Source organism: Micromonospora chokoriensis (genome assembly GCF_900091505.1).
Taxonomy (GTDB): Bacteria; Actinomycetota; Actinomycetes; order Mycobacteriales; family Micromonosporaceae; genus Micromonospora; species Micromonospora chokoriensis.
On the sequence record NZ_LT607409.1, the window covers coordinates 2,183,661 to 2,204,182 of the forward strand.

Below are 20,522 nucleotides of genomic sequence, written 5' to 3' on the forward strand. Positions count from 1 at the left end.
CCGTGCGACGGCGGCCTACCGCTCGGCCCAGACGCCCAGCTCGTTGCCGCTCGGGTCGGTGAAGTGGAACCGCCGGCCACCGGGGAAGTCGTACGGCCCGTCGACCACCTGACCGCCGGCGTCCTTGACCGCCTGCACCGACGTGTCGAGGTCGGTCGAGAAGAGCAGCACCAGCGGACCGCCGGCCCGCACTGTCTCGTCCAGGCGCAGACCACCGACCTCGGAGTCACCCTGCGGGTTGCGGATGCCCGCGTAGCCCGGACCGTAGTCGTTGAACTGCCAGCCGAACGCCTCGGTGTAGAAGCGCCTGGCCTCGGCGAGGTCGGTCACCGTGAACTCGACGTAGTCGATGGCGTGGTGCTGGTGCGGAGTCGTCTCAGACATGCCCGGCATTGTCCGACCCGGGTACGACGATCCCGAGACGTGCGACCGGCGGCGGGGCCGCCGCAGGGTTCGCGCGCTCCGTCGTGAGATCGCGAACCCCGCGGCGACCAGCCCGAGGGCCACGATCGCGACCGCGCAGAGCAGCAGCGTCGGGCGTGCGCCGATGGCGCCCACCAGCGGCCCGCCCAGCATGGTGCCCAGGGGTACGGCCAGCACGAGGATGGCACCGTTCGCGGCGAGCACCGCCGGCAGTTGCGCGGTCGACGTGCTGCGCTGGAACAGCGCCATCGACGTGGAGCGGTACGGCGGGCCGGCGGATCAAGGGAGGCTGCCGTCAGCAGAATCCGCCGAGCGCGGAAGGCCGACCCCGGCTCCGTCGGGAACCGGAGTCGACCAACCGCCGCTACTCCGCCCGGTAGACGGAGATGTGCGAACTACTGTCGGCCTGGAACGGTCGCCGTTGCCAGTCGGCGTACCGCTCGGTCAACCGGAGACCCGCCTGCTGCGCCATCGCGTCGATCTGGTGCGGCCAGGCGTACCGCATGGCGAACGGCTTCAGGTGTACGCCGTCACTGTCGAAGGTGATGGTCTGCCTGATGAACCGCTGCGCCGGCCGGTCGTACCTGTGCAGTCGGATCGTCGCGGAGTCCTCGGTCACGTCCCACACCCGCACCTGCTCGTCGGAGTCGAAGCTGCGCGGGTCGGGCACGAACGTCTCGATGACGAACGCGCCACCGGGCGACAGCACCCGGGCGACGTTGCGGAAGCAGTCCGCCTGCCGCTCCGCGTCGACCAGGTTGAACAGCGTGTTGAAGACCAGGTACGCGAGCCGGAACTCACCGTGCACCGGCACGTCGGCCATGTCGGCGATGACCACCGGGATCCGGTCGCCGCCGGGCTTGGCCCGCAGGTGCGCCACCATCTCCTCGGACGCCTCGACGCCGTGCACGGTCAGACCCCGCTCGGCCAGGGGAAGAGCGACCCGGCCGGTGCCGATCGCCAGTTCGAGAACCGGACCACCGTCGGCCAGATCGGCCAGGAAGTCCACCGCCGGCATCGGGTCGGGGTTGCCCGGGCCGTCGTACTCGGCGGCCCACAGCCGGCCGAAGAGGCCGGGATCGTCGAAGACCGACATCAGCGGCCTCCGCGGTTGGTGTCAGTGGCGCGTAGCGGCGCCATGGTCGGGGGAACAGATCTGCTCACGAAGTCTCGATTCCTCGGTGCGATTGACGTCGGGTCGGAGGCACTTCGTCGTAGCGGTCATGGCGCTGCTCCCTTCGCGTGACTGTCGGCCGAGGACACCAGAGACGGCGCGGGCCCGGCAAGGCAATTACGCCGGCCGGGCCCGCAGCGGGACGTCAGGTCAGGAGATGTTGTGCAGGATCACGTTGTGCACGTGGTGGCTCTTCTGCGCACCACGGAACTCCACCTCGTAGGTGTGCGTGCCGACGTGGATCGCGATGGCGCCGGTGGAGAAGAACGACCCACCCCAGGATTTGTTGCTGACCACGCTCACGCTGGTGATCTTCGAGTACGGGATGCTGGTGATCGCGTACCGCTTCCCGACGAAGGAACGGTCCTGGATGATCACGCGGCGGTCGGTCAGCCCGATGAACCCGGTGCCCGTGCCGACGGCGTCGTAGACGGCGATGATCTGCTCACCGTCGAGGAGGCCGCTCTCGATCTGCTGGACCTGCTCTTTGCGGTCGTACGCGATGTTCGCCATGCGTCCCAGGTTAGAAACCCGGTGCCACAGTGCCCGCCCGGGCGAGGACCACGAACTCGCCGTCGCCGTGGCCGACGGGCTCCTGGCGCCAGCCGCCGTAGACACGATCGACCGCGAAGTCCGCCCTGGTCAGGGAGGCGCGCAGCTCGGCCTCGGTGCGGAAGCGCAGGGTCGCCGAGCTGACCGACCGCTCGCCGTCGGCGAAGTGGTAGTGGTGGTGAAGTCGACCACTCCGTCGCGTACCCCGGTGACGGCTGTCCACGCGCGGACCTCGCCGTCGCCCGGCAGGATGATCCGGCGCTACCGGCGCTCCGCGTCGTGGACCTCTACCGGGCGGGGATGCTGGAACTCGCCGTGCCTCACGGCGCGTTCGCGTCGGTCGCGGCGCGCACGAACTCGCGTACCCGGGTGGTGGTGTTGCTGGGCAGCCAGATTGGCCCGCGTTCGATCGGTGGCGCGTCGTGGATGGGCACGTACGCCACGTCGGGGCGGGGGTAGTAGCGGCGCGTGTGCTCACCCACCGGCAGGACGCCCCGCCCGAGCGCGACCAGCGACAGCATCTCGGAGAAGGTGTTCCCGGCGGGCCCCTTCGGAATGGGCCGGCCGGTCGGGGTGCACTCCGGGGTGCGGACGTCAGGACTCCGTGACCGCCCGGTAGGCGTCCTCGATCCGGGCGGCCAGCAGAACCTCACCCTCGGTCAAGGGCTCGCCGTTGCCGTGCCCGACCCGGATCTGGGTGCTGTCGGACCGTCGGCTGATCTCCGGGCGCAGGTGCAGCGCATCGGCGACGACCTTGACTCGTTCAGTTAGCGCCGCGTGTTGGGTATCGTCGATCACGAGCGTCCGTCGGATCTGCTCTCCCTCGCGTGTCCAACCAGATAGCAAGGTCAACGCGTCGGCAAGGTAGTCGTGCTTTGACCTGCTGCTGAACAGCACCCGCATCACCGCACCCCCCAAGCGCCGTTGCCGGCTTGTGGCCAAATCGTCGCCATCCCGTGTCTTGTCGGTGTCCCCTAGTCTCTCCCCACGCGGGAGGGGTGTCCACGACCACACTTCCGTTTCTACTGGCCTAGCGGACGGTTCCGGTACCCAAACCGCCGATTGATCTGGCACCCTGGACGCCCGTGCGGACCGAACGGGCGAATGATGGCGGGCAGGCCGAACGACGGGACCTGAAGGTGATCGTCGGCGCGGCGATAATCCGGGACGGGCGGGTGCTCGCCTGCGCGCGCTCCGCCCCGCCCGAGGTGGCCGGGATGTGGGAGTTCCCCGGCGGGAAGGTCGAGCCGGGCGAGGCCGAGGTCGACGCGCTGATCCGGGAGTGCGTCGAGGAGTTGGCCGTACGCGTCGAGATCGGTGATCGGGTCGGCCGCGACGTCCGGATGGCACACGGCCGTTCGGTGCTCAAGGTGTACGCCGCCCGTCTGCTCGACGGGGACGAGCCGCAGGCGCTGGAACACGAGGCGCTGCGGTGGCTGACCGCCGACGAACTGGACTCCGTCACCTGGCTTCCCGCCGACGCCCCCATCGTCGCCGCACTCCGCCCCATCCTGAAGAACCCCTGACCCCACCCCCACCCCCACCCCCCGGGCCCGGCCCCCGACCTGCTCCCCGGTGATCAAGAGGTTTCGGTCAGGATCCGGCCTCCTGGTGACCGAAACGTCTTGATCACCGGGGTGGGGTGGGGTGGGAGGGGGAACGGGACGGGGGCCGCGGCGGTAGCCGCGGCCCCCGTCTGGTTCGGGTCGTCAGTGCTTGTCCTGGTCCGGGTGCGCGAAGTTGAGGTGCTCCGGAGGCAGCGGGAAGGTCACGTCGTCACCGAACGGCGATGGTGCGGCCGGCCGGTCGAAGGTGAGCTCGGTCAGCGGCAGCTTGCCCCGGTCGTCCACCGCCGGAGCGGTCGGGTGGGGCACCTCCCGGTCCCAGTTGACGCCGCTCTGCGCCTGCGCCTCGGCCCGGGAGTCGTGGGAACCACCCGCGTGCGAGTGCAGCCCACCGTGGGCTGAACCCGACGTCGCCGAGCCCTGACGGGCGGTGGTCACGCTGGTCTGGGGCGTCTCGCCCCGGCGGAAGATCTTGCTACCAAGCCACACAAGGGGATCGTACCTGCGGTCGACGACCCGTTCCTTCATGGGGATGATCCCGTTATCAGTGATCTTGATGTGCTCGGGGCAGACCTCGGTGCAGCACTTGGTGATGTTGCAGAAACCGAGGCCCTGTTCGGCCTGCGCGTACTCCTTGCGGTCGGTCCGGGTGTCCAGCGGGTGCATGTCCAGCTCGGCCGCCCGGATGAAGTACCGGGGCCCGGAGAACGCCTGCTTGTTCTCGTCGTGGTCGCGGATGACGTGGCAGACCGTCTGGCACAGGAAGCACTCGATGCACTTGCGGAACTCCTGCGAGCGCTCCACGTCGACCTGCTGCATCCGGTAGTCACCCGGCGCGACGTCGGCCGGCGGGGCGAACGCCGGTGTCTCCCGTGCCTTCTCGTAGTTGAACGAGACGTCGGTGACCAGGTCCCGGATGACCGGGAAGGTCCGCAGCGGGGTGACAGTGACCGTCTCGTCGTCGCCGAAGGTCGACATCCGGGTCATGCAGCCCAGCCGCGGCTTGCCGTTGATCTCCATGGAGCAGGAGCCACACTTGCCGGCCTTGCAGTTCCAGCGGCAGGCCAGGTCGGGCGCGTCGGTGGCCTGGAGGCGGTGGATGACGTCGAGGACGACCTCGCCCTCGTTCACCTCCACCATGTAGTCCTGCAGGTCCCCGCCGGTCTCGTCGCCCCGCCAGATCCGGAACTGACGCTTCGCGCTCATCGGTTGTCCGCCTCTCCAGCGTCGGCGACGAGGGCGTCGAAGTCGGCCAGCTCCTCGTCGGTGAGGTACTTGGCCAGCTCCGCACGATCGAACAGGCCGATCAGCTCCGGTCGCATCTTCGGCAGCGGCTTACGGGTCAGCCGCACGGTGTCGCCGTCCAGCGAGCAGACCAGGTTCACCTGCCGCCACTTCGGCTCCATCGCCGGGTAGTCCTCCCGGGTGTGCCCGCCGCGCGACTCCTGCCGCTCCAGCGCCGCCTTCGCGGTGCACTCCGAGACCACCAGCATGTTGCGCAGGTCCAGGGCCAGGTGCCAGCCCGGGTTGTAGCGCCGTCCACCGGCCGCGCTCACCTTGGCCACCCGCTCGCGCAGTTCGGCGAGGCGCACCAGCGCGTCGGCCAGCTCACCCTCCCGGCGGATGATGCCGACCAGATCCCCCATGACCGCCTGAAGGTCCTGCTGGAGGGTGTACGGGCTCTCGCCGGTGTCACGCTGCAGCGGAGCGAGCGCGGTCTCCACGGCGGCCTCGACGGCGTCCACCGCCACCTTCGGCCGGGCGGTCAGCCCGTCGGCGTAACTGGCCGCGTGGCCGCCCGCCCGCTTGCCGAAGACCAGCAGGTCGGACAGCGAGTTGCCGCCCAGCCGGTTGGAGCCGTGCATGCCGCCCGACACCTCACCGGCGGCGAACAGGCCGCGTACGTGGCCGAAGGCCGCACCCGAGTCCGGGTCGACCTCGACGCCGCCCATCACGTAGTGGCAGGTCGGCCCGACCTCCATCGCCTCGGAGGTGATGTCGACGTCCGCCAGCTCCTTGAACTGGTGGTACATCGACGGCAGCCGCCGCCGGATCTCGTCGGCCGAACGCCGGCTCGCGATGTCCAGGAAGACGCCACCGGCGGGGGAGCCCCGACCGGCCTTGACCTCGCTGTTGATCGCACGGGCCACCTCGTCACGGGGCAGCAGCTCCGGCGGACGCCGGTTGTTGTCCGGGTCGGTGTACCAGCGGTCCGCCTCCTCCTCGGTCTCCGCGTACTGCTTGCGGAAGACGTCGGGGACGTAGTCGAACATGAACCGCTTGCCCTCGGAGTTCTTCAGGACACCACCGTCGCCACGCACCGACTCGGTGACCAGGATGCCCTTCACCGAGGGCGGCCAGACCATGCCGGTCGGGTGGAACTGGAGGAACTCCATGTTGATCAGCGTCGCCCCGGCGCGCAGCGCCAACGCGTGCCCGTCCCCGGTGTACTCCCACGAGTTCGAGGTGACCTTGTAGGAGCGCCCGACACCGCCGGTCGCCAGCACCACGGCCGGCGCCTCGAAGAGGATGAACTCGCCCGACTCGCGGTAGTAGCCGAACGCGCCGGCGACCCGGTCACCGTCGAGCAGCAGCTCGGTGATGGTGGTCTCGGAGAAGACCTTGATCCGGGCGTCGTACGAGCCGAACTCCCGGTGGTCGTCCTGCTGGAGCGAGACGATCTTCTGCTGGAGGGTGCGGATCAGCTCCAGGCCGGTCCGGTCGCCCACGTGCGCCAGGCGCGGGTACTCGTGGCCACCGAAGTTGCGCTGCGAGATCTTGCCGTCCTTGGTGCGGTCGAAGAGCGCACCGTACGTCTCCAGCTCCCAGATCCGCTGCGGCGACTCCTTCGCGTGCAGCTCGGCCATCCGGAAGTTGTTCAGGAACTTGCCGCCGCGCATGGTGTCGCGGAAGTGCACCTGCCAGTTGTCCCGGCTGTTCACGTTGCCCATCGCGGCCGCCGCGCCGCCCTCGGCCATCACCGTGTGCGCCTTGCCGAACAGCGACTTGGAGATGATCGCGGTCTTCTTGCCGGCGAGCCGGGCCTCGATGGCGGCACGCAGACCGGCGCCGCCGGCCCCGATGACGACGACGTCGTAGTGGTGTCGTTCGATGCGAGTGGTAGTGGTCATGTCAGGGGCCCTTTAGTTGATGAACCGCAGGTCGGAGAACCAGCCGGCAGCGAGCGCCATGATGTAGAAGTCCGCCAGCGCCAGGGTGCCGAGGGTGATCCAGGCGAGCTGCATGTGCCGGACGTTCAACGCCGAGACGAACGTCCAGGCCTTGTACCGCACCGGGTGCTTGGAGAAGTGCTTCAACCGGCCGCCGATGATGTGCCGGCAGGAGTGGCAGGAGATGGTGTACGCCCAGAGCATCACCACGTTGAGCACCAGGATGACGTTGCCGAGCCCGAAGCCGAAGCCCTTGGGGGAGTGGAAGGCGAGGATCGCGTCCCAGGTGTTGATCAGCGAGATGATCGCGGCGGCGTAGAAGAAGTAACGGTGCAGGTTCTGACCGAGCAGCGGGAAACGGGTCTCACCGCCGTACTCCTTGTGGCCGTCCGGCACGGCGCAGGCCGGCGGCGACAGCCAGAACGACCGGTAGTACGCCTTGCGGTAGTAGTAGCAGGTGAGCCGGAACAACAACAGGAACGGCAGGGTCAGCGCGGCGTCCGGGATGATCCACCAGCCGGGCAGGAACCGCCCGAAGTGCGAGGCCGCCTCGACACACCTGTCGGTCACACACGGGGAGTAGAACGGGGTCAGGTAGTGGTAGTCGTCGACCCAGTAGTTGTCGTGCTGGAAGACCCGGACCGTCGCGTACACGACCCAGGCGCTGAGCCCGATCACGGTGATCAGCGGGGCGAACCACCATCGGTCGGTACGCAACGTCTTCGCCGCGATGGCGGCGCGCGCCCGCGCTCCCCGCGGCCTCGTTGCCGTTGAAGTCATTCGAGTCGTCTCCTCGACGGGCCCGTACAGGCGGGCTGGGCTTTCACCGGTCGGCACGCGGACCGGAGAACCGCACCCGCTGCCACGTCCTGCGCACACAACGACCACGCCGGATCGACCGACGCAGCTAAGTGACACACGTTACGCCGATCTCTGCGGGCCGTCCGCGCAAGGGACCGTCCCGTGTGTCTGGCCTGCGGAAAAGCCGCCTTCTGGATGGCTCAGCCGGAGGCGCCTCCGGTGAAGTGCCAGGACGCCAGCCGCAGCGAGGGCGCCGTCCACCACGCACCGTCCACCCGATCCGGTTGGCGCACCGGCCGCGCACCCAACCCGAGCACCGCCCCCGGCCCGAGCGCCCGGGGGTACGACTCGGTGAACCGCAGGTCGCGTACCGCCCGCACCACAGTGCCGTCCTCGATCAACCAGACACCGTTGCGGGTCAACCCGGTGACGACGAGGCTCTTCGGGTCGAGCACCCGCGTATACCACAGATCGCTGACCAGCAGCCCTCGTTCCACACCGCTGACCAGCGCGGCCGTGTCCGCGTCGACGACCGCCCCGGCCGCCGCGCCGGTGGTGCTCCGGCCGCTGGCGCTGGCCGGCCCCGCGGTCGCGCCGGACAGCCGCATGGTGCGGGCCATCGGACCCCACGTGGCACCACCCGCGACCGCGTGCCCGGTGGACTGCGTACCCGCCTCGGCGGCCGTCCGCCGGTCATGCGCCACCGCCCGGGTGGTGCCCGCCTCGACCAGTGTCACCGCCCGACGCGCGGTGCCCTCCGCGTCGAACGGCAGGCCCGACGCGCCCAGCGGGTCGTCCACCAGGGTCACCGCCCTGTCGAACTGGGCGACCCCCGGCTCGGCGAACGACTGCCGTTCGGCGTACCGCTTGCCGTTGAAGCCGTACCAGGACAGGTTCTGCAACAGGTCCGCCACCGCGGCCGGCTCGAACACCACCTCGTAGTGCCCCGGCGGCAACTCGACCGGGTCCGCCGCGGCCCGCGCCTTCGCCGCGGCGTGCGCACCCAGCTCCGCGCCGTCGAGGTCGGAGAGCCGGTCCGCGCAGCGCCGGGCCACCCCGTCCGCGCCGTCGCGGCGGGCGATGCCGTCCATCGCCGCCTCCGCCGAACGGCCCGACGCGGTGTGCCCGGCCGAGTTCGCGAACGCCGACGAGCGATGCGCGGTGCGGCAGTAACCCGCCGTGCTCAAGCCCCCGGCGGCGGCCACGAACGCGCCCACCCGGTCGGCCCGCTGGTCCGGCTCGGCGTACGCGGTGGCCTCGTCCACGGGCGGCGCGTCCGGCGTGGGCGTCGGCGCGGTCAGCCCCGGCCAGCCCGGGTCGGGTGGGCAGAGACGCGCCGCGGCCACGGTCCGCTCCACCAGCGCGCGCAGCCCGTCGGTGGTGACCACGCTGCCACTGCCGGCGGCGGTCCGACCGTCCAGGTGCAGCCGCAGCCGGACCCCGACCGTCGACTCCGCGACGTTCTGGTGGATGGCCGAATTGGCGAAGCGGGTCAGCGCCAGATCCGCCCGCGTCACCACCGCGTCGGCCTGCGCGGCCGGACCGCCGAGCTGACGGACCAGCTCGACAACCTGCCCCGCCAGCTCCAGCTCGGTAGGCCCACTCACGCCGACACCCCCACGCGGACGTTGCGGAACCGGGCCGGCGCGGCCGGGTGGCCGGTGTGGCCGATCTGGCCGGGCTGACCCTTGCCGCAGTTGGGCGTGCCCCAGGAGATCGTCTCGTTGGAGAGCATGTCCATCGAGCGCCAGAAGAGTGGGCCGATCCCCGTGTACGTGGGGTTGCGCAGCATCCGCCCCCGCCGCCCCTTCTTGATCTCCCAGCCGACCTCACAGCCGAACTGGAAGTTGAGCCGCTTGTCGTCGATCGACCAGGACCGGTTGAGGTCCATCAGAACGCCGTCGTCGGTGGCCGCGATGATCTCCTCCAGGGTGTGCGGGCCGGGCTCCAGGCCGACGTTCGTCATCCGCACCATCGGCAGCCGGGCCCACCCGTCGGCCCGTACGCTGCCGCCGTAGTCGAGGCTGGCCATGGCGGCCGAGTCCCGACCGGCGAGCACACCGACCCAGCGCCCGTCCCGAACGGCGTCCCGCTTGACCGCCGGCGAGCCCTCGTCGTCGAACCCGAAGCTGCCCAGCGCACCGGGGATCGTCGGGTCGATGGTGATGTTCATCAGCTCCGAGCCGTAGCGCAGCGAGCCGAGCTGGGCCAGGTCCAGCCAGGACGTGCCGGCGAACGCCGCCTCCCAGCCGAGGATCCGGTCCAGTTCGATGGCGTGCCCGACCGACTCGTGGATCTGGAGGGCCAACTGTTCGCCGCCGAGGATCAGATCCGTCTCACCGGCCGGGCACTGCGGCGCGGTGAGCAGCGCCCGGGACTCGTCGGCGATCTCCGCGGCGTGCGCGACCAGGTCGAGCGACTCGACCAGCTCCCACCCGGTGGTGCCGTACTGCCCCCGGTAGCTCGGCCAGGACCGGCGCTGCGTCTCGCCGTCACCGATCGAGGTGGCCGAGATGCCGCCGCCGCACTCGCGGATCCGCTGGTCGATGCGGTGGCCCTCGCTGGAGACGAACCATTTCGCGGTGTCCCAGATCTGGTACAGGCCCTCGGCCAGATCCGCGCCGTGCTCGACCATCGCGCGGGTCGCGTCGACCAGCAGGTCGCCCTTGCTCGACAGGGGCACCCCGAGCGGGTCGATCTGGCAACCGGAGGCCCAGCTCGCGGTGACCGCCTCAGCGGGCACCAGGTCGACCGGCGGGCCCGGCACCCGCGCGCTCGCCATGGCGGTACGCGTAGCGCGCCGGCCGGCGTCGCGGGCGGCGGCGTCGGAGAGATCGGGTACGGCGTAGAAGCCCCAACTCGCACCGACGAGCGCCCGGACACCGAGCCCGATGCTCTCGTCCTGGGCCAGCTCCTCCACGTCGCCGTTGCGCGCGGTCATCGACTCGTAGCGGCGATGCATCACCCGTGCGTCGGCGTACCGCGCTCCCGCGTCGAGGGCGGCCTGGACGGCGGCGGTGGCCGCGTCGAACTCGGTCATGCGACGACCCTAGGGCAGTCGACCGACACCCGTCAGGGAAGAAGTTCCTCCGGTCGGATGGTGGCCTTCACCGGCTCGGTCAGCTCCAACACCTCGCCGGGTCTGGTCACGGACTGCTCGGTGTAGTGACCGCCCCGCCGCCGGTACAGATGCACAGTGCCGCTGTCCTGCTCGACCAGGAGATACCACTCGATCCCGGCGGCGGCGTAGTAGTGCATCTTGAGGACTTTGTCGGTGGACGCGTTGCTCGGCGAGATGATTTCGCATACCAGCCGCACGTCACTCGCCTCGACGTTCAGCTCGTCGAAGTCGATCGGGCTGGTGATGACGAGATCGGGGATCGGAATCCGTCCCGGCCTGAGCCGGACGTTCACCGCTTCCAGAACGTGCAGGCCGGCTTCGAGGACCGGGCCTCGTAGAACCGCGCGTAGTTCGCCCGAGATGTTTTGGTGCCGGGGGGTGGGGGCTGGGGTCACGTGAAGGCTCCCGTCGAAGAGTTCGACGCGTTGCTGCGTCTCGCCGAGGGCGAGGAACTCCTCTTCGGTCCACGGACCTTCGTGATCGAACACCGCCGCGGTCATGGGTCACCTCCACCTCGTGCCACGGGCATCCTCTGCTGGCTGCTCTTGTCATGGTCGCACCTGAGGTGCGGTTTCTGCAGGAACAGGCGTCGATGGCGAGGTGACGGGGGTGCGGGGCCGATGCTGACTCGTTACGCTCGGGCCCGCTGACACGTGCCGACTTTGTAGCTTATTTTCACCCTCGGGACTTTGTTGTAAGTTCTCTTCGTCACTGAGGGAGGTTGCCGTGGACAGCTCCGATCCGGCGCCGTCCGGAAAGCCGGACGACCATCCCGCCGTGCCGACGCAGCGCGGCAACGAGGACGCCTACCTGCGGGTGCGTGACCTGCGGGTCCGGTTCGACACCGAGGACGGCGTGGTGCGCGCTGTCGACGGGGTGTCGTTCGCCGTCGAGCGGGGCCGCACCCTGGGCATCGTCGGTGAGTCCGGCTCCGGCAAGAGCGTCACCTCGCTGGCCATTCTCGGCCTGCACGATCCCAAGCGGGCGACCATCACCGGCGAGATCTCCGTGGGCGGCCGGCAGGTGGTCGGCCTGCCCGACGAGGAGGTACGCCGGCTGCGCGGCCGGGACATGGCGATGATCTTTCAGGATCCGCTGTCGGCGTTGCATCCGTACTACACGGTGGGCCGACAGATCGCCGAGGCGTACCGGGTGCACCACCCGAGGGCCAACCGCCGCGAGGCCCGGCAGCGGGCCGTCGACATGCTGGACCGGGTGGGCATCCCACAGCCGGCCCGCCGCTTCGACCAGTACCCGCACGAGTTCTCCGGCGGCATGCGGCAACGGGCGATGATCGCGATGTCGCTGGTCAACGACCCGGCGCTGCTGATCGCCGACGAGCCGACCACCGCCCTGGACGTCACGGTGCAGGCGCAGATCCTGGACCTGTTGGCCGACCTCCAGGCCGAGTTCCACTCCGCGATCATCCTGATCACCCACGACCTCGGCGTGGTCGGCCAGGTCGCCGACGACGTGCTGGTCATGTACGGCGGTCGCGCCGTCGAGCGGGGCAGCGTCGAGCAGGTGCTCCGCTCGCCGCAGCATCCGTACACCTGGGGGTTGCTCTCCAGCGTGCCGTCGCTGCACGGCGACGCGGACGCGGACCTGGTGCCGATCCCCGGCAACCCGCCGAGTCTGATCAACCTGCCGTCCGGCTGCGCGTTCCACCCGCGCTGCCGGTACGCGGACCGCGCCGGCGGCCGCTCCCGCACCGACGTGCCCGAACTACTGGCGGCCGGGGACGGTCACCTCGTCGCCTGTCACCTGAGCGCCGAGGAGCGCGCCGCTTTCTACACCGAGGACGTCGCATCCGTGGGGGTCGCCCGATGACCGACGAACCGCTGTTGCGGGTACGCGGCCTGACCAAGCATTTCCCGGTACGCCAGGGGCTGCGCGCCACCGGACTGGTGCGGGCGGTGGACGGGCTCGACTTCGACGTACGCCCCGGCGAGACGCTCGGGCTGGTGGGGGAGTCGGGCTGCGGCAAGACCACCACCGGTCGGATGCTGGTGCGGCTGCTGGAGCCGACGAGCGGCAGCATCGAGTTCGACGGGCGGGACATCACCCACGCCGGCCGCCGGGAGCTGCGCCCGCTGCGTCAGGAACTCCAGATCATCTTCCAGGACCCGTACGCGTCGCTGAACCCCCGGCACACCGTCGGGCGGATCGTGGCGATGCCGTTGCAGGTCAACGGGATCAGGCCGCCGGGCGGGATCAAGGCGCGGGTGCAGGAGTTACTGGAGCTTGTCGGGTTGAACCCGGAGCACTACAACAGGTACCCGCACGAGTTCTCCGGCGGTCAGCGCCAGCGCATCGGCATCGCCCGGGCGCTGGCCCTGCGGCCCAAGCTGATCGTCGCGGACGAGCCGGTGAGCGCGCTGGACGTCTCGATCCAGGCGCAGGTCGTCAACCTGCTGCGTGACCTGCAACGGGAGCTCAATCTGGCGTTCGTGTTCATCGCACACGACCTGGCCGTGGTCCGGCACTTCTGCCAGCGGGTCGCCGTCATGTACCTGGGTCGGATCGTGGAGATCGGTGATCGGGAGGACATCTACGAGCGCCCGCAGCACCCGTACACCCGGGCTCTGCTCTCGGCGATCCCGGACGTCACCCAGCTCGGCCCGGCGGGCCGCATCCGGCTGACCGGTGACGTGCCCACGCCGCTCGACCCGCCGTCGGGCTGCCGGTTCCGGACCCGGTGCTGGAAGGCGCAGGACGTCTGCGCGACCGAGGAGCCGGCGCTGGTGCCGCGGGACGGCGGCAACCAGGCCACCGCGTGTCACTTCCCCGAAGGGGAACCAGCCGGCACGAGCCCCGAAGGGGAGTCGGGCGGCACGAGCCCCGAAGGGGAACCAGCCGGCACGAGCCCCGAAGGGGAGTCGGGCGGCACGAGCCCGGAGTCGGCCGAGGTGGCTGCCCAGGTCGACGAGGAGGTGTCGTCGTGAGCCTCTCCCCGGTGGAGGGTGTGGCGCTGGCCGAGATCGAGTCCGGCACCCACGAGGGCGGGCCCGCCGGAAAGGGCGTCGTCGGTCGCTCGCCCGGTCAGCTCGCCTGGATGCGGCTGCGCCGTGACCGTACGGCGGTGGTCAGCGGCGTACTCCTGGTGTTCTTCATGGTGTTGGGTCTGTCCGCCCCGCTGATCGAGATGGTCTACGGCATCGGGCCGCGGGAGCAGTTCCAGAACCTGCTGGACGGCTTCGGGATGCCGCTCGGCTACGCGGGTGGGGTCACCGGGGAGCACTGGTTCGGTCTGGAGCCCGGGCTGGGGCGGGACATCTTCATCCGGCTGATCTACGGGCTGCGGACGTCGCTGTTCATCGCGTTCGCGGCAGCCCTGATCACGGCGACGATCGGGGTCGTGCTGGGCGCGCTCGCTGGCTACCTCGGCGGCTGGCTCGACGCGGTGATCAACTGGATCACCGACCTGACCCTGGCCATGCCGTTCCTGATCATCGCGTTGGCGCTCACTCCCACCGTCACGCTGCGGTTCTACGGTGAGCGGGGGCAGGTGTCGTCCGCGTTCGGGGTGGGGGTGCTGATCGCCGTCTTCGCCATCTTCGGCTGGACCAGCACCGCCCGACTGGTACGGGGGCAGGTGATCGCGCTGCGCGAGCGGGAGTTCGTGGAGGCGGCCAAGGCCAGCGGCGCCGGTTTGGGGCACATGCTCTTCCGGCAACTGCTGCCGAACATCTGGGCGCCGATCCTGGTGTCGTTCTCCCTGGCAGTGCCACAGTTCATCACCAGCGAGGCGGCGCTCTCGTTCATCGGCGTCGGCCTCAGCGACGAGACGCCGAGCTTCGGGCGGATGATCTACCGCAGTCTGGACTTCCTCCAGACCGACCCGGCGTACGTGTTCTTCCCGGGCATCACGATCTTCGCGCTGGTGTTCGCCTTCAACCTCTTCGGCGACGCGTTGCGGGACGCGCTCGACCCGAAGTCGTCCCGGTAGGGGGGTACCCCATGGCGCGATTTCTGATCAAGCGACTCTTCTCCGCCGCGCTGACCCTGTTCGCGGTGAGTGTGCTGACCTTCCTGATGTTCTTCGCCCTGCCGCGCGACCCGGTCAGCAGCATCTGCTCGAAGAACTGCAACCCGGAGCGGTTGGAGCGGGTCCGCGACGACCTGGGCCTGAACGACCCGTTGATCAGCCAGTACGCCGGTTACATGAAGGGCATCGTGACCGGTCGGGACCTGGGCAGCGCCCAGGGTGGCCGCTGCGACGCGCCCTGCCTGGGCTGGTCGTACGTCACCAACGAGGCCGTCTCGGACACCATCGCCCGGGTGCTGCCGGTGACGCTGAGCATCGTGATCCCGGCGGCGATCCTGTGGTTGCTGCTCGGCGTCGGTCTCGGCATGGTGTCCGCGTTGCGGCGGGGCACCTGGCTGGACCGGGCCGCCATCGGCTTCTCGCTGACCGGCGCCTCGTTGCAGCTCTACTTCGTGGGTGCGGTGCTGCTGCTGGTGTTCGTCTACAACCTGCGGTGGCTGCCGGTGCCCAGCTACACGTCCCTCTTCGACAACCCGGCGAAGTGGGCCAGTGGGCTGGTGCTCGCCTGGGTGGCGCTGGCCTTCCTCTTCTCGGCCATCTACGCCCGGTTGTCGCGGGCGCAGATGTTGGAGACGCTCTCCGAGGACTTCGTCCGGACCGCGCGGGCCAAGGGCCTGGCCAAACCGAAGGTGTACGGGCGACACGCGCTGCGCGCGGCGATCACCCCGGTGGTGACCATCGCGGGGCTGGACGTGGGCGGAGCGCTGGGCGGCACGGTGATCACCGAGACGACGTTCGGCATTCAGGGGCTGGGGCGTACGGCGGTGGACGCGGTGCGCTCCGGTGACCTGCCCACCATCATGGCCACTGTGCTGATCGCCGCGGTCTTCGTGGTGTTGGCGAACGTGCTGGTGGACCTGCTCTACGCGACCATCGACCCCCGGGTGCGGCTGCGCTGAGCCGTCGGACCAGGCCGCCGCCGGTGGCGGAATTTATCGACAACTGCTACACAACTCGTAGGTTTTCTTCCTTACGATCCTCGGGACGTCGGCGGTTCTCGCCCCGACGAAACCGCACGACACATGGCTGAAGGGGGTACTTCATGCGACCACGCGTGGCGGTTGCCGCAGGCGGCGCGATCGCTCTGGTTGTGGCACTGGGTGCGTGCTCGAAGAACACGGGCGAGGGCACGACGGTGGACACCGACCGGAAGCAGACCGGGGTCATCGCGACCGACCCCAAGGATTCGCAGGGGCCCGCCGCCGAGGTGAGCGGCGCCGCGAAGGGCGGCGTCTTCTCCGTCATCCGGGAGTCGCCGATCTCCCACCTCGACCCGCAGCGGACGTACTCGTTCGCCGGTCTGATGGCCAACCCGCTCTGGTCCCGCTACCTGACCACCTGGAAGGACGACGGCAAGGGCGGCCTGGTCCTGGTCGGTGACCTGGCCGAGACTCCGGGCAGGAACGTCAACAACGACTGCAAGGTCTGGGAGTTCACCGTCAAGGACGGGGTGAAGTTCGAGGACGGCCGGCCGATCACCTCCAAGGAGATCGCGTACGGCATCGCGCGCTCCTTCGACCCCGACCTGTCCGGCGGCCCGACCTACATCCAGGAGTGGCTGGCCGACACCGCGCAGTTCGACACCAAGTGGGACTTCAAGAAGAACAAGACGTCGCTGCCGCCGGGCCTGAGCACGCCGGACGCCAAGACGCTGCGCTTCGAATTCGCCAAGCCCCGCTGCGACCTGCCGTTCGCCGCCTCGCTGCCGACCACCGCGCCGCTGCCCGCCGACAAGGACACCGGCATCGACGTGGACAAGCAGCCGTTCTCGTCCGGCCCGTACAAGGTCGCCAAGAACCAGGTCGGCGTCCAGCTCACCCTGGACCGCAACCCCAACTGGGATCCCAACACCGACCCGGTGCGGCACCAGTACCCGGACCAGTTCGTCTGGACCTTCGGCCCCACCGCGGACGCCGCCAACAACCGGGTGATCGCCGACAACGGCGCCGACCAGAGCGCGCTCGCCTTCAACACCGTGCCCGCCTCGCTGGTCGCCAAGGTGGCCGGTGACGCCACGCTGAAGTCCCGGACGCTTCTCTCGCCGACGCCGAGCGCCAACCAGCTCGTCATCAACAACCAGCGGGTCACCGACCTGAAGGTCCGGCAGGCGCTCAACTACGCCATCGACCGCGAAGGCATGATCAAGGCGCTCGGCGGACAGACCGTCGCCGCGCCGCTGACCACGCTGATGCCGTCGGCCACGATCGGCTACCAGGCGTACGAGGCGTACCCGGCGGGTGCCAACGGCAACGTCGACAAGGCCAAGGAACTGCTCGGCGGGAAGACGCCGGAGCTGGTCCTCGGCGTGGCCGACAACTCCACCGAGCAGCAGCAGGGCGCTCAGCTGAAGGCCAACCTGGAACGGGCCGGCTTCAAGATCACGCTGCGGAACATCTCCGACGACGCCAAGCTCGACGAGATCAAGAAGAAGGACAACCCCTGGGACCTGTACATCGGTAACTGGGCGGCGGACTGGCCCAGCGGGGCGTCGATCCTGCCGGTGCTCTACGACGGCCGCACCATCAAGGCCGAGGGCAACAGCAACCAGTCCTACTTCAACGACCCGGCCATCAACGCCGAGATGGACCGCATCCTGGCGCTCGCCCCGGCCGACCAGGGTCCGGAGTGGGCGAAGCTCGACGAGCGGATCATGAAGGAGCACGCTCCGGTGGTGCCGCTCTACGTCGACGTGGCCTACAACGTGCACGGGTCCAAGGCCGGCGGCGTCTTCATCTCCAGCGTCTTCGGCTACCCGTCGTTCGTGAACGCGCACGTCAAGCCGTAGTCACACCGCAGGCAGACCGGGCCCCCTTCCGACAGCGTCGTCGGGAGGAGGCCCTTGCCGTCTGCCCTTCGAGCGGGAGCGCTGGTCGGCCAGCCGGGGATGGGTGGTCCTGCGTGCTTCCTTTGGAGCTGATGTCGTAGACGATTCAGCCGTTGGCGCATCCTCGACCCGGCCTGCCGACAGCCCTGGCCTCAGGCCTGCACCTCGCAGTGCGGCCCGGACCCTACGCGCGCCGGTCGACCGGAACATTCGTCCAAGCCAGCGGCACCGCAGGGCAGCGACAGTGACGTCATGACGGCATCGCCAGCCCCCGGCAAAGAACAGTTCGACGAGGCCGACCCGCGCGCCTCCGACCAGCAGCCGCGTCGACGTCGTGCCCGCCGCCGGCGGCGCGTCATCGCCTCGACGGCGCTGCTCACGGTCGTCGGACTGCTCCTGGCCAACGCGGCATCGGTGAACTGGCAGTCCGCCCCTGCCACCGGAAACTCGATAGTGCATCTCGACGGCGGCGACATCAACGTCCGCCAGGACGGACCCCGCGACGCCCCGGCACTCGTGCTGGTCCACGGGCTCGGTGCCTCGACCGAGTGGTGGACGTCGATTATCCCGACGCTGGCAACGTCCCATCGTGTCATCCGAATCGACCTGCTCGGACATGGCCGATCCGCGAAACCGACCGGCGGCGGCTATGACATCCCGCAGCAAGGCCGCCGAGTCGGGCAGGCACTGGACCAGCTCGGCATCGAACAGGCGATGGTGATCGGCCACTCCACCGGCGGCTACGTCGCCACCGCGCTCGCCGAACACCGTGGCGACCTGGTGATCGCGCTGGCGCTCATCAACACCGGACCGCGCCTGGATGCCTTCATCTCGGACGGGCCGGTGGGCAAGCTCGTCTTCGTTCCCGTGCTGGGTCAACTTCTGTGGCGGCTTCGGACCGACGGGATTCTGCGCCGGGGCCTGAGCACCGCGTTCGCGCCAGGCTTCCACGTTCCGCAGCAGCTCGTGGACGACACGCGCGGCATGACCTACCACTCGCTCACGGCGACATCGCGGGCGTCCGACGACTACCTGACCCAGCGACAACTTCCGGACCGGCTCACGATTGTCGGCAAGCCACTGCTGGTCATCTTCGGTGAGCGCGACCAGAGGTGGCGATCCTCATCGGCGACCGCGTACCGCCGCGTTGCTGGTGTGACAGTCGAATTGATCCCCGGTGTCGGTCATTCACCCATGCTCGAAGATCCCGCGCAGACGGCCGGGCTTCTCCTCAGCTTCTTCGGCTCCGTGGCGGGCGGTCGGTGAGTCGAGACCACCTCTGGCTGTGTGGGGTGCCCTGGTGCTCGTGGACCCATGCGATCGGCCGCGCGCGTCTTCAGGGGTCGGGCGACCGGATCGGTCCACGTCGTTCGTATCCGTCGGGGACCTGGCGCGGAAGGCTGGTGCGCATAGGGTCGTCCCGACACGGTGACGTTCGCGAGACCAGGACGGGGCAGGACATGCGTCACGGCACCCGGAACGAGATGCTCGCCCGGCTGGCTGAGGCGGTCGGGTCCGTCACTCGTGCCCACCCGGTACGGGTTGCCGTCGACGGCCCGCCCGCCGCCGGCAAGACGACCCTCGCCGACGAGTTGGCCGTCGTCCTGCGTGAACACGGTCGCGACGTCGTCCGCGCGACCATCGACGACTTCCTCTTTCCACGGGCGCGGCGGTATCCGCGCGGCGAGTACTCGGCCGAAGGCTGCTACGACGACGCCCACGACTACGGCGCGTTGAACCGGGTTCTGCTGGATCCGCTCGGCCCTGGTGGAGACCGGCGCTTCCAACCCACGGTCTACGACAGCACCACGGACACTGTGCTGTCCCCGCCGATCCTGACCGCTCCCGCCGACGCCGTGCTGGTGTTCGACGGCGTCTTCCTCATGCGCCCGGAACTTCTCGACCGCTGGGACCTGCGCGTCTTCGTGTCCACCGCGCCCGAGACGACAGTGGATCGTGCCGTGGCCCGAGAGCGGCAGGTGTCATCCCGCGCCGACGTCGAACGGCGCTGGCGTGAGCGTTACCTCCCCTCCCAGCAGCTCTACCTCGCCAGGGCGCGCCCGACCGACCACGCCGACGTCGTCGTGCACAATGACGTGCCCGAGCAGCCGGTCTGGGAGAGCCGTACACGTTGAGGTCGGTGACGATGTCTTGTTCGTTCGGAGGCGGGGGATGACGACGCTGTTCCTGACGGTGGGGCTTCCGTGCACCGGTAAGACCACTGCTGCTCGGCGTATCGAGGTCGAGCGCAGGGCTCTTCGTCTGACGAAGGACGAGTGGGTGAAGGCCCTCTACGGGCGGGAGAATCCACCGTCGGCTCAAAGCGTGATCGAGGGACGGCTCATCGAGATCGGGCTGCGGGCCCTGGAACTCGGCACCAACGTCGTGATCGACTACGGCCTCTGGAGTCGGGACGAGCGCACTGCCCTGCGGCAGGCGGCAGCGGACCTCGGCGCGACGGTGGAGTTGCACTACTTCGCGCTCACCCCCGCCGAGCAGCGTCGACGGCGCGATCAGCGCCAAGCCGAAGCGCCGCACACGACGTGGCCGATGTCCGACGACGAACTCGCCGAGTGGGCGGCGACCTTCGAGGTCCCGACGCCGGGCGAACTCGACGGCACCGAACCCCTCGACGAACCACCGGCTGGATTCGCGAGCTGGGACGAGTGGCGTACGCACCGCTGGCCGCCCGCGGTCTCCTGACACCGGCGACCCTCGTCGCGCTGCCGCCATGGTGGCATCGGCGGAACTACAGGAGTTGACTCCCCGTCCACTCGTCGGCGCTCCGCCTGTCACGCCGACCGCAACCGTGGAGTCGTGCCGGTTGGTCACCCGCGCCATGCT

The 20,522-nt window shown here is 69.6% G+C and carries 21 protein-coding genes; 9 read left to right on the forward strand and 12 right to left on the reverse strand.

Going from position 1 to position 20,522, the window contains the following annotated elements; translation table 11 throughout:
- Positions 1-15: 15 nt before the first annotated feature.
- The 6 genes from GA0070612_RS10315 to GA0070612_RS10345 all read right to left on the reverse strand — a co-directional run bounded on the left by GA0070612_RS10315 (position 16) and on the right by GA0070612_RS10345 (position 3,052).
- On the reverse strand, positions 16-384 hold the full coding sequence (locus GA0070612_RS10315) for a VOC family protein (RefSeq protein ID WP_088991389.1): 369 nt from the start codon (positions 382-384) through the stop codon (positions 16-18).
- Positions 385-787: 403 nt separating this feature from the next.
- Entirely contained in the window at positions 788-1,519 is a 732-nt protein-coding gene (locus tag GA0070612_RS10325) for a class I SAM-dependent methyltransferase (protein WP_088987707.1), read from the reverse strand.
- Between the two features lie 228 nt (positions 1,520-1,747).
- Positions 1,748-2,110: a PH domain-containing protein gene (locus GA0070612_RS10330; protein WP_088987708.1), complete on the reverse strand. Its 363-nt coding sequence runs from the start codon at positions 2,108-2,110 to the stop codon at positions 1,748-1,750.
- Between the two features lie 10 nt (positions 2,111-2,120).
- Positions 2,121-2,372, reverse strand: a complete 252-nt coding sequence (locus tag GA0070612_RS10335) for a hypothetical protein (protein WP_088987709.1) — start codon at positions 2,370-2,372, stop codon at positions 2,121-2,123.
- Positions 2,373-2,469: 97 nt separating this feature from the next.
- The gene (locus GA0070612_RS10340; protein WP_231924522.1) at positions 2,470-2,670 is read right to left on the reverse strand and encodes a type 2 periplasmic-binding domain-containing protein; all 201 of its coding nucleotides are present in this window, start codon (positions 2,668-2,670) and stop codon (positions 2,470-2,472) included.
- Positions 2,671-2,743: 73 nt separating this feature from the next.
- Positions 2,744-3,052, reverse strand: a complete 309-nt coding sequence (locus GA0070612_RS10345) for a 4a-hydroxytetrahydrobiopterin dehydratase (protein WP_088991390.1) — start codon at positions 3,050-3,052, stop codon at positions 2,744-2,746.
- A 182-nt stretch (positions 3,053-3,234) separates the two neighbouring features.
- Here GA0070612_RS10345 and GA0070612_RS10350 point away from each other — a divergent pair, with 182 nt between their 5' ends.
- Positions 3,235-3,675: a (deoxy)nucleoside triphosphate pyrophosphohydrolase gene (locus tag GA0070612_RS10350; RefSeq protein WP_088987710.1), complete on the forward strand. Its 441-nt coding sequence runs from the start codon at positions 3,235-3,237 to the stop codon at positions 3,673-3,675.
- Between the two features lie 183 nt (positions 3,676-3,858).
- On the opposite strand, the gene GA0070612_RS10355 is transcribed toward GA0070612_RS10350, so the two are convergent.
- The 6 genes from GA0070612_RS10355 to GA0070612_RS10380 all read right to left on the reverse strand — a co-directional run bounded on the left by GA0070612_RS10355 (position 3,859) and on the right by GA0070612_RS10380 (position 11,306).
- Entirely contained in the window at positions 3,859-4,920 is a 1,062-nt protein-coding gene (locus tag GA0070612_RS10355) for a succinate dehydrogenase/fumarate reductase iron-sulfur subunit (RefSeq protein WP_088987711.1), read from the reverse strand.
- Positions 4,917-6,845, reverse strand: a complete 1,929-nt coding sequence (locus GA0070612_RS10360) for a fumarate reductase/succinate dehydrogenase flavoprotein subunit (RefSeq protein WP_088987712.1) — start codon at positions 6,843-6,845, stop codon at positions 4,917-4,919. Before GA0070612_RS10360 ends, GA0070612_RS10355 begins: the two co-directional genes overlap by 4 nt.
- Positions 6,846-6,857: 12 nt before the next feature.
- Positions 6,858-7,664 carry a hypothetical protein gene (locus GA0070612_RS10365; RefSeq protein ID WP_088987713.1) on the reverse strand — a complete coding sequence of 269 codons (807 nt, stop codon included), beginning with the start codon at positions 7,662-7,664 and terminating at the stop codon, positions 6,858-6,860.
- A 221-nt stretch (positions 7,665-7,885) separates the two neighbouring features.
- Complete coding sequence (locus tag GA0070612_RS10370; protein WP_088987714.1) at positions 7,886-9,292, reverse strand: TldD/PmbA family protein; 1,407 nt, start codon at positions 9,290-9,292, stop codon at positions 7,886-7,888.
- Positions 9,289-10,725: a TldD/PmbA family protein gene (locus GA0070612_RS10375; protein WP_088987715.1), complete on the reverse strand. Its 1,437-nt coding sequence runs from the start codon at positions 10,723-10,725 to the stop codon at positions 9,289-9,291. The genes GA0070612_RS10370 and GA0070612_RS10375 overlap by 4 nt, the downstream gene beginning before the upstream one ends.
- A 32-nt stretch (positions 10,726-10,757) precedes the next feature.
- Positions 10,758-11,306: a Uma2 family endonuclease gene (locus GA0070612_RS10380; RefSeq protein WP_088987716.1), complete on the reverse strand. Its 549-nt coding sequence runs from the start codon at positions 11,304-11,306 to the stop codon at positions 10,758-10,760.
- 277 nt (positions 11,307-11,583) lie between these two features.
- On the opposite strand from GA0070612_RS10380, the gene GA0070612_RS10385 reads away from it, so the two are divergent.
- From GA0070612_RS10385 to GA0070612_RS10420, 8 genes are all read left to right on the forward strand, one after another.
- On the forward strand, positions 11,584-12,636 hold the full coding sequence (locus GA0070612_RS10385; RefSeq protein ID WP_167393701.1) for an ABC transporter ATP-binding protein: 1,053 nt from the start codon (positions 11,584-11,586) through the stop codon (positions 12,634-12,636).
- Positions 12,633-13,751 (forward strand): ABC transporter ATP-binding protein, encoded by a 1,119-nt coding sequence (locus GA0070612_RS10390; protein WP_167393613.1) that lies wholly within the window; start codon positions 12,633-12,635, stop codon positions 13,749-13,751. Before GA0070612_RS10385 ends, GA0070612_RS10390 begins: the two co-directional genes overlap by 4 nt.
- Entirely contained in the window at positions 13,748-14,755 is a 1,008-nt protein-coding gene (locus GA0070612_RS10395; RefSeq protein ID WP_088987718.1) for an ABC transporter permease, read from the forward strand. The genes GA0070612_RS10390 and GA0070612_RS10395 overlap by 4 nt, the downstream gene beginning before the upstream one ends.
- A gap of 11 nt (positions 14,756-14,766) precedes the next feature.
- Positions 14,767-15,753 (forward strand): ABC transporter permease, encoded by a 987-nt coding sequence (locus tag GA0070612_RS10400; protein WP_088987719.1) that lies wholly within the window; start codon positions 14,767-14,769, stop codon positions 15,751-15,753.
- Between the two features lie 143 nt (positions 15,754-15,896).
- Positions 15,897-17,639, forward strand: coding sequence for an ABC transporter substrate-binding protein (locus tag GA0070612_RS10405; protein ID WP_088987720.1), 1,743 nt, complete (start codon positions 15,897-15,899; stop codon positions 17,637-17,639).
- A gap of 453 nt (positions 17,640-18,092) precedes the next feature.
- Positions 18,093-18,944: an alpha/beta fold hydrolase gene (locus GA0070612_RS10410; protein ID WP_197699343.1), complete on the forward strand. Its 852-nt coding sequence runs from the start codon at positions 18,093-18,095 to the stop codon at positions 18,942-18,944.
- Between the two features lie 194 nt (positions 18,945-19,138).
- Positions 19,139-19,813: a nucleoside/nucleotide kinase family protein gene (locus GA0070612_RS10415; RefSeq protein WP_088987722.1), complete on the forward strand. Its 675-nt coding sequence runs from the start codon at positions 19,139-19,141 to the stop codon at positions 19,811-19,813.
- Between the two features lie 37 nt (positions 19,814-19,850).
- Positions 19,851-20,381, forward strand: coding sequence for an AAA family ATPase (locus tag GA0070612_RS10420; protein WP_088987723.1), 531 nt, complete (start codon positions 19,851-19,853; stop codon positions 20,379-20,381).
- Positions 20,382-20,522 lie beyond the last annotated feature (141 nt).

Coding starts and splice junctions, on each gene's coding strand:
- GA0070612_RS10315 (WP_088991389.1), bottom strand. CDS start 384: ATGTCTGAGACGACTCCGCACCAGCACCACGCCATCGACTACGTCGAG.
- GA0070612_RS10325 (WP_088987707.1), bottom strand. CDS start 1,519: ATGTCGGTCTTCGACGATCCCGGCCTCTTCGGCCGGCTGTGGGCCGCC.
- GA0070612_RS10330 (WP_088987708.1), bottom strand. CDS start 2,110: ATGGCGAACATCGCGTACGACCGCAAAGAGCAGGTCCAGCAGATCGAG.
- GA0070612_RS10340 (WP_231924522.1), bottom strand. CDS start 2,670: ATGCTGTCGCTGGTCGCGCTCGGGCGGGGCGTCCTGCCGGTGGGTGAG.
- GA0070612_RS10345 (WP_088991390.1), bottom strand. CDS start 3,052: ATGCGGGTGCTGTTCAGCAGCAGGTCAAAGCACGACTACCTTGCCGAC.
- GA0070612_RS10355 (WP_088987711.1), bottom strand. CDS start 4,920: ATGAGCGCGAAGCGTCAGTTCCGGATCTGGCGGGGCGACGAGACCGGC.
- GA0070612_RS10360 (WP_088987712.1), bottom strand. CDS start 6,845: ATGACCACTACCACTCGCATCGAACGACACCACTACGACGTCGTCGTC.
- GA0070612_RS10365 (WP_088987713.1), bottom strand. CDS start 7,664: ATGACTTCAACGGCAACGAGGCCGCGGGGAGCGCGGGCGCGCGCCGCC.
- GA0070612_RS10375 (WP_088987715.1), bottom strand. CDS start 10,725: ATGACCGAGTTCGACGCGGCCACCGCCGCCGTCCAGGCCGCCCTCGAC.
- GA0070612_RS10380 (WP_088987716.1), bottom strand. CDS start 11,306: ATGACCGCGGCGGTGTTCGATCACGAAGGTCCGTGGACCGAAGAGGAG.
- GA0070612_RS10390 (WP_167393613.1), top strand. CDS start 12,633: ATGACCGACGAACCGCTGTTGCGGGTACGCGGCCTGACCAAGCATTTC.
- GA0070612_RS10400 (WP_088987719.1), top strand. CDS start 14,767: ATGGCGCGATTTCTGATCAAGCGACTCTTCTCCGCCGCGCTGACCCTG.
- GA0070612_RS10405 (WP_088987720.1), top strand. CDS start 15,897: ATGCGACCACGCGTGGCGGTTGCCGCAGGCGGCGCGATCGCTCTGGTT.
- GA0070612_RS10415 (WP_088987722.1), top strand. CDS start 19,139: ATGCGTCACGGCACCCGGAACGAGATGCTCGCCCGGCTGGCTGAGGCG.
- GA0070612_RS10420 (WP_088987723.1), top strand. CDS start 19,851: ATGACGACGCTGTTCCTGACGGTGGGGCTTCCGTGCACCGGTAAGACC.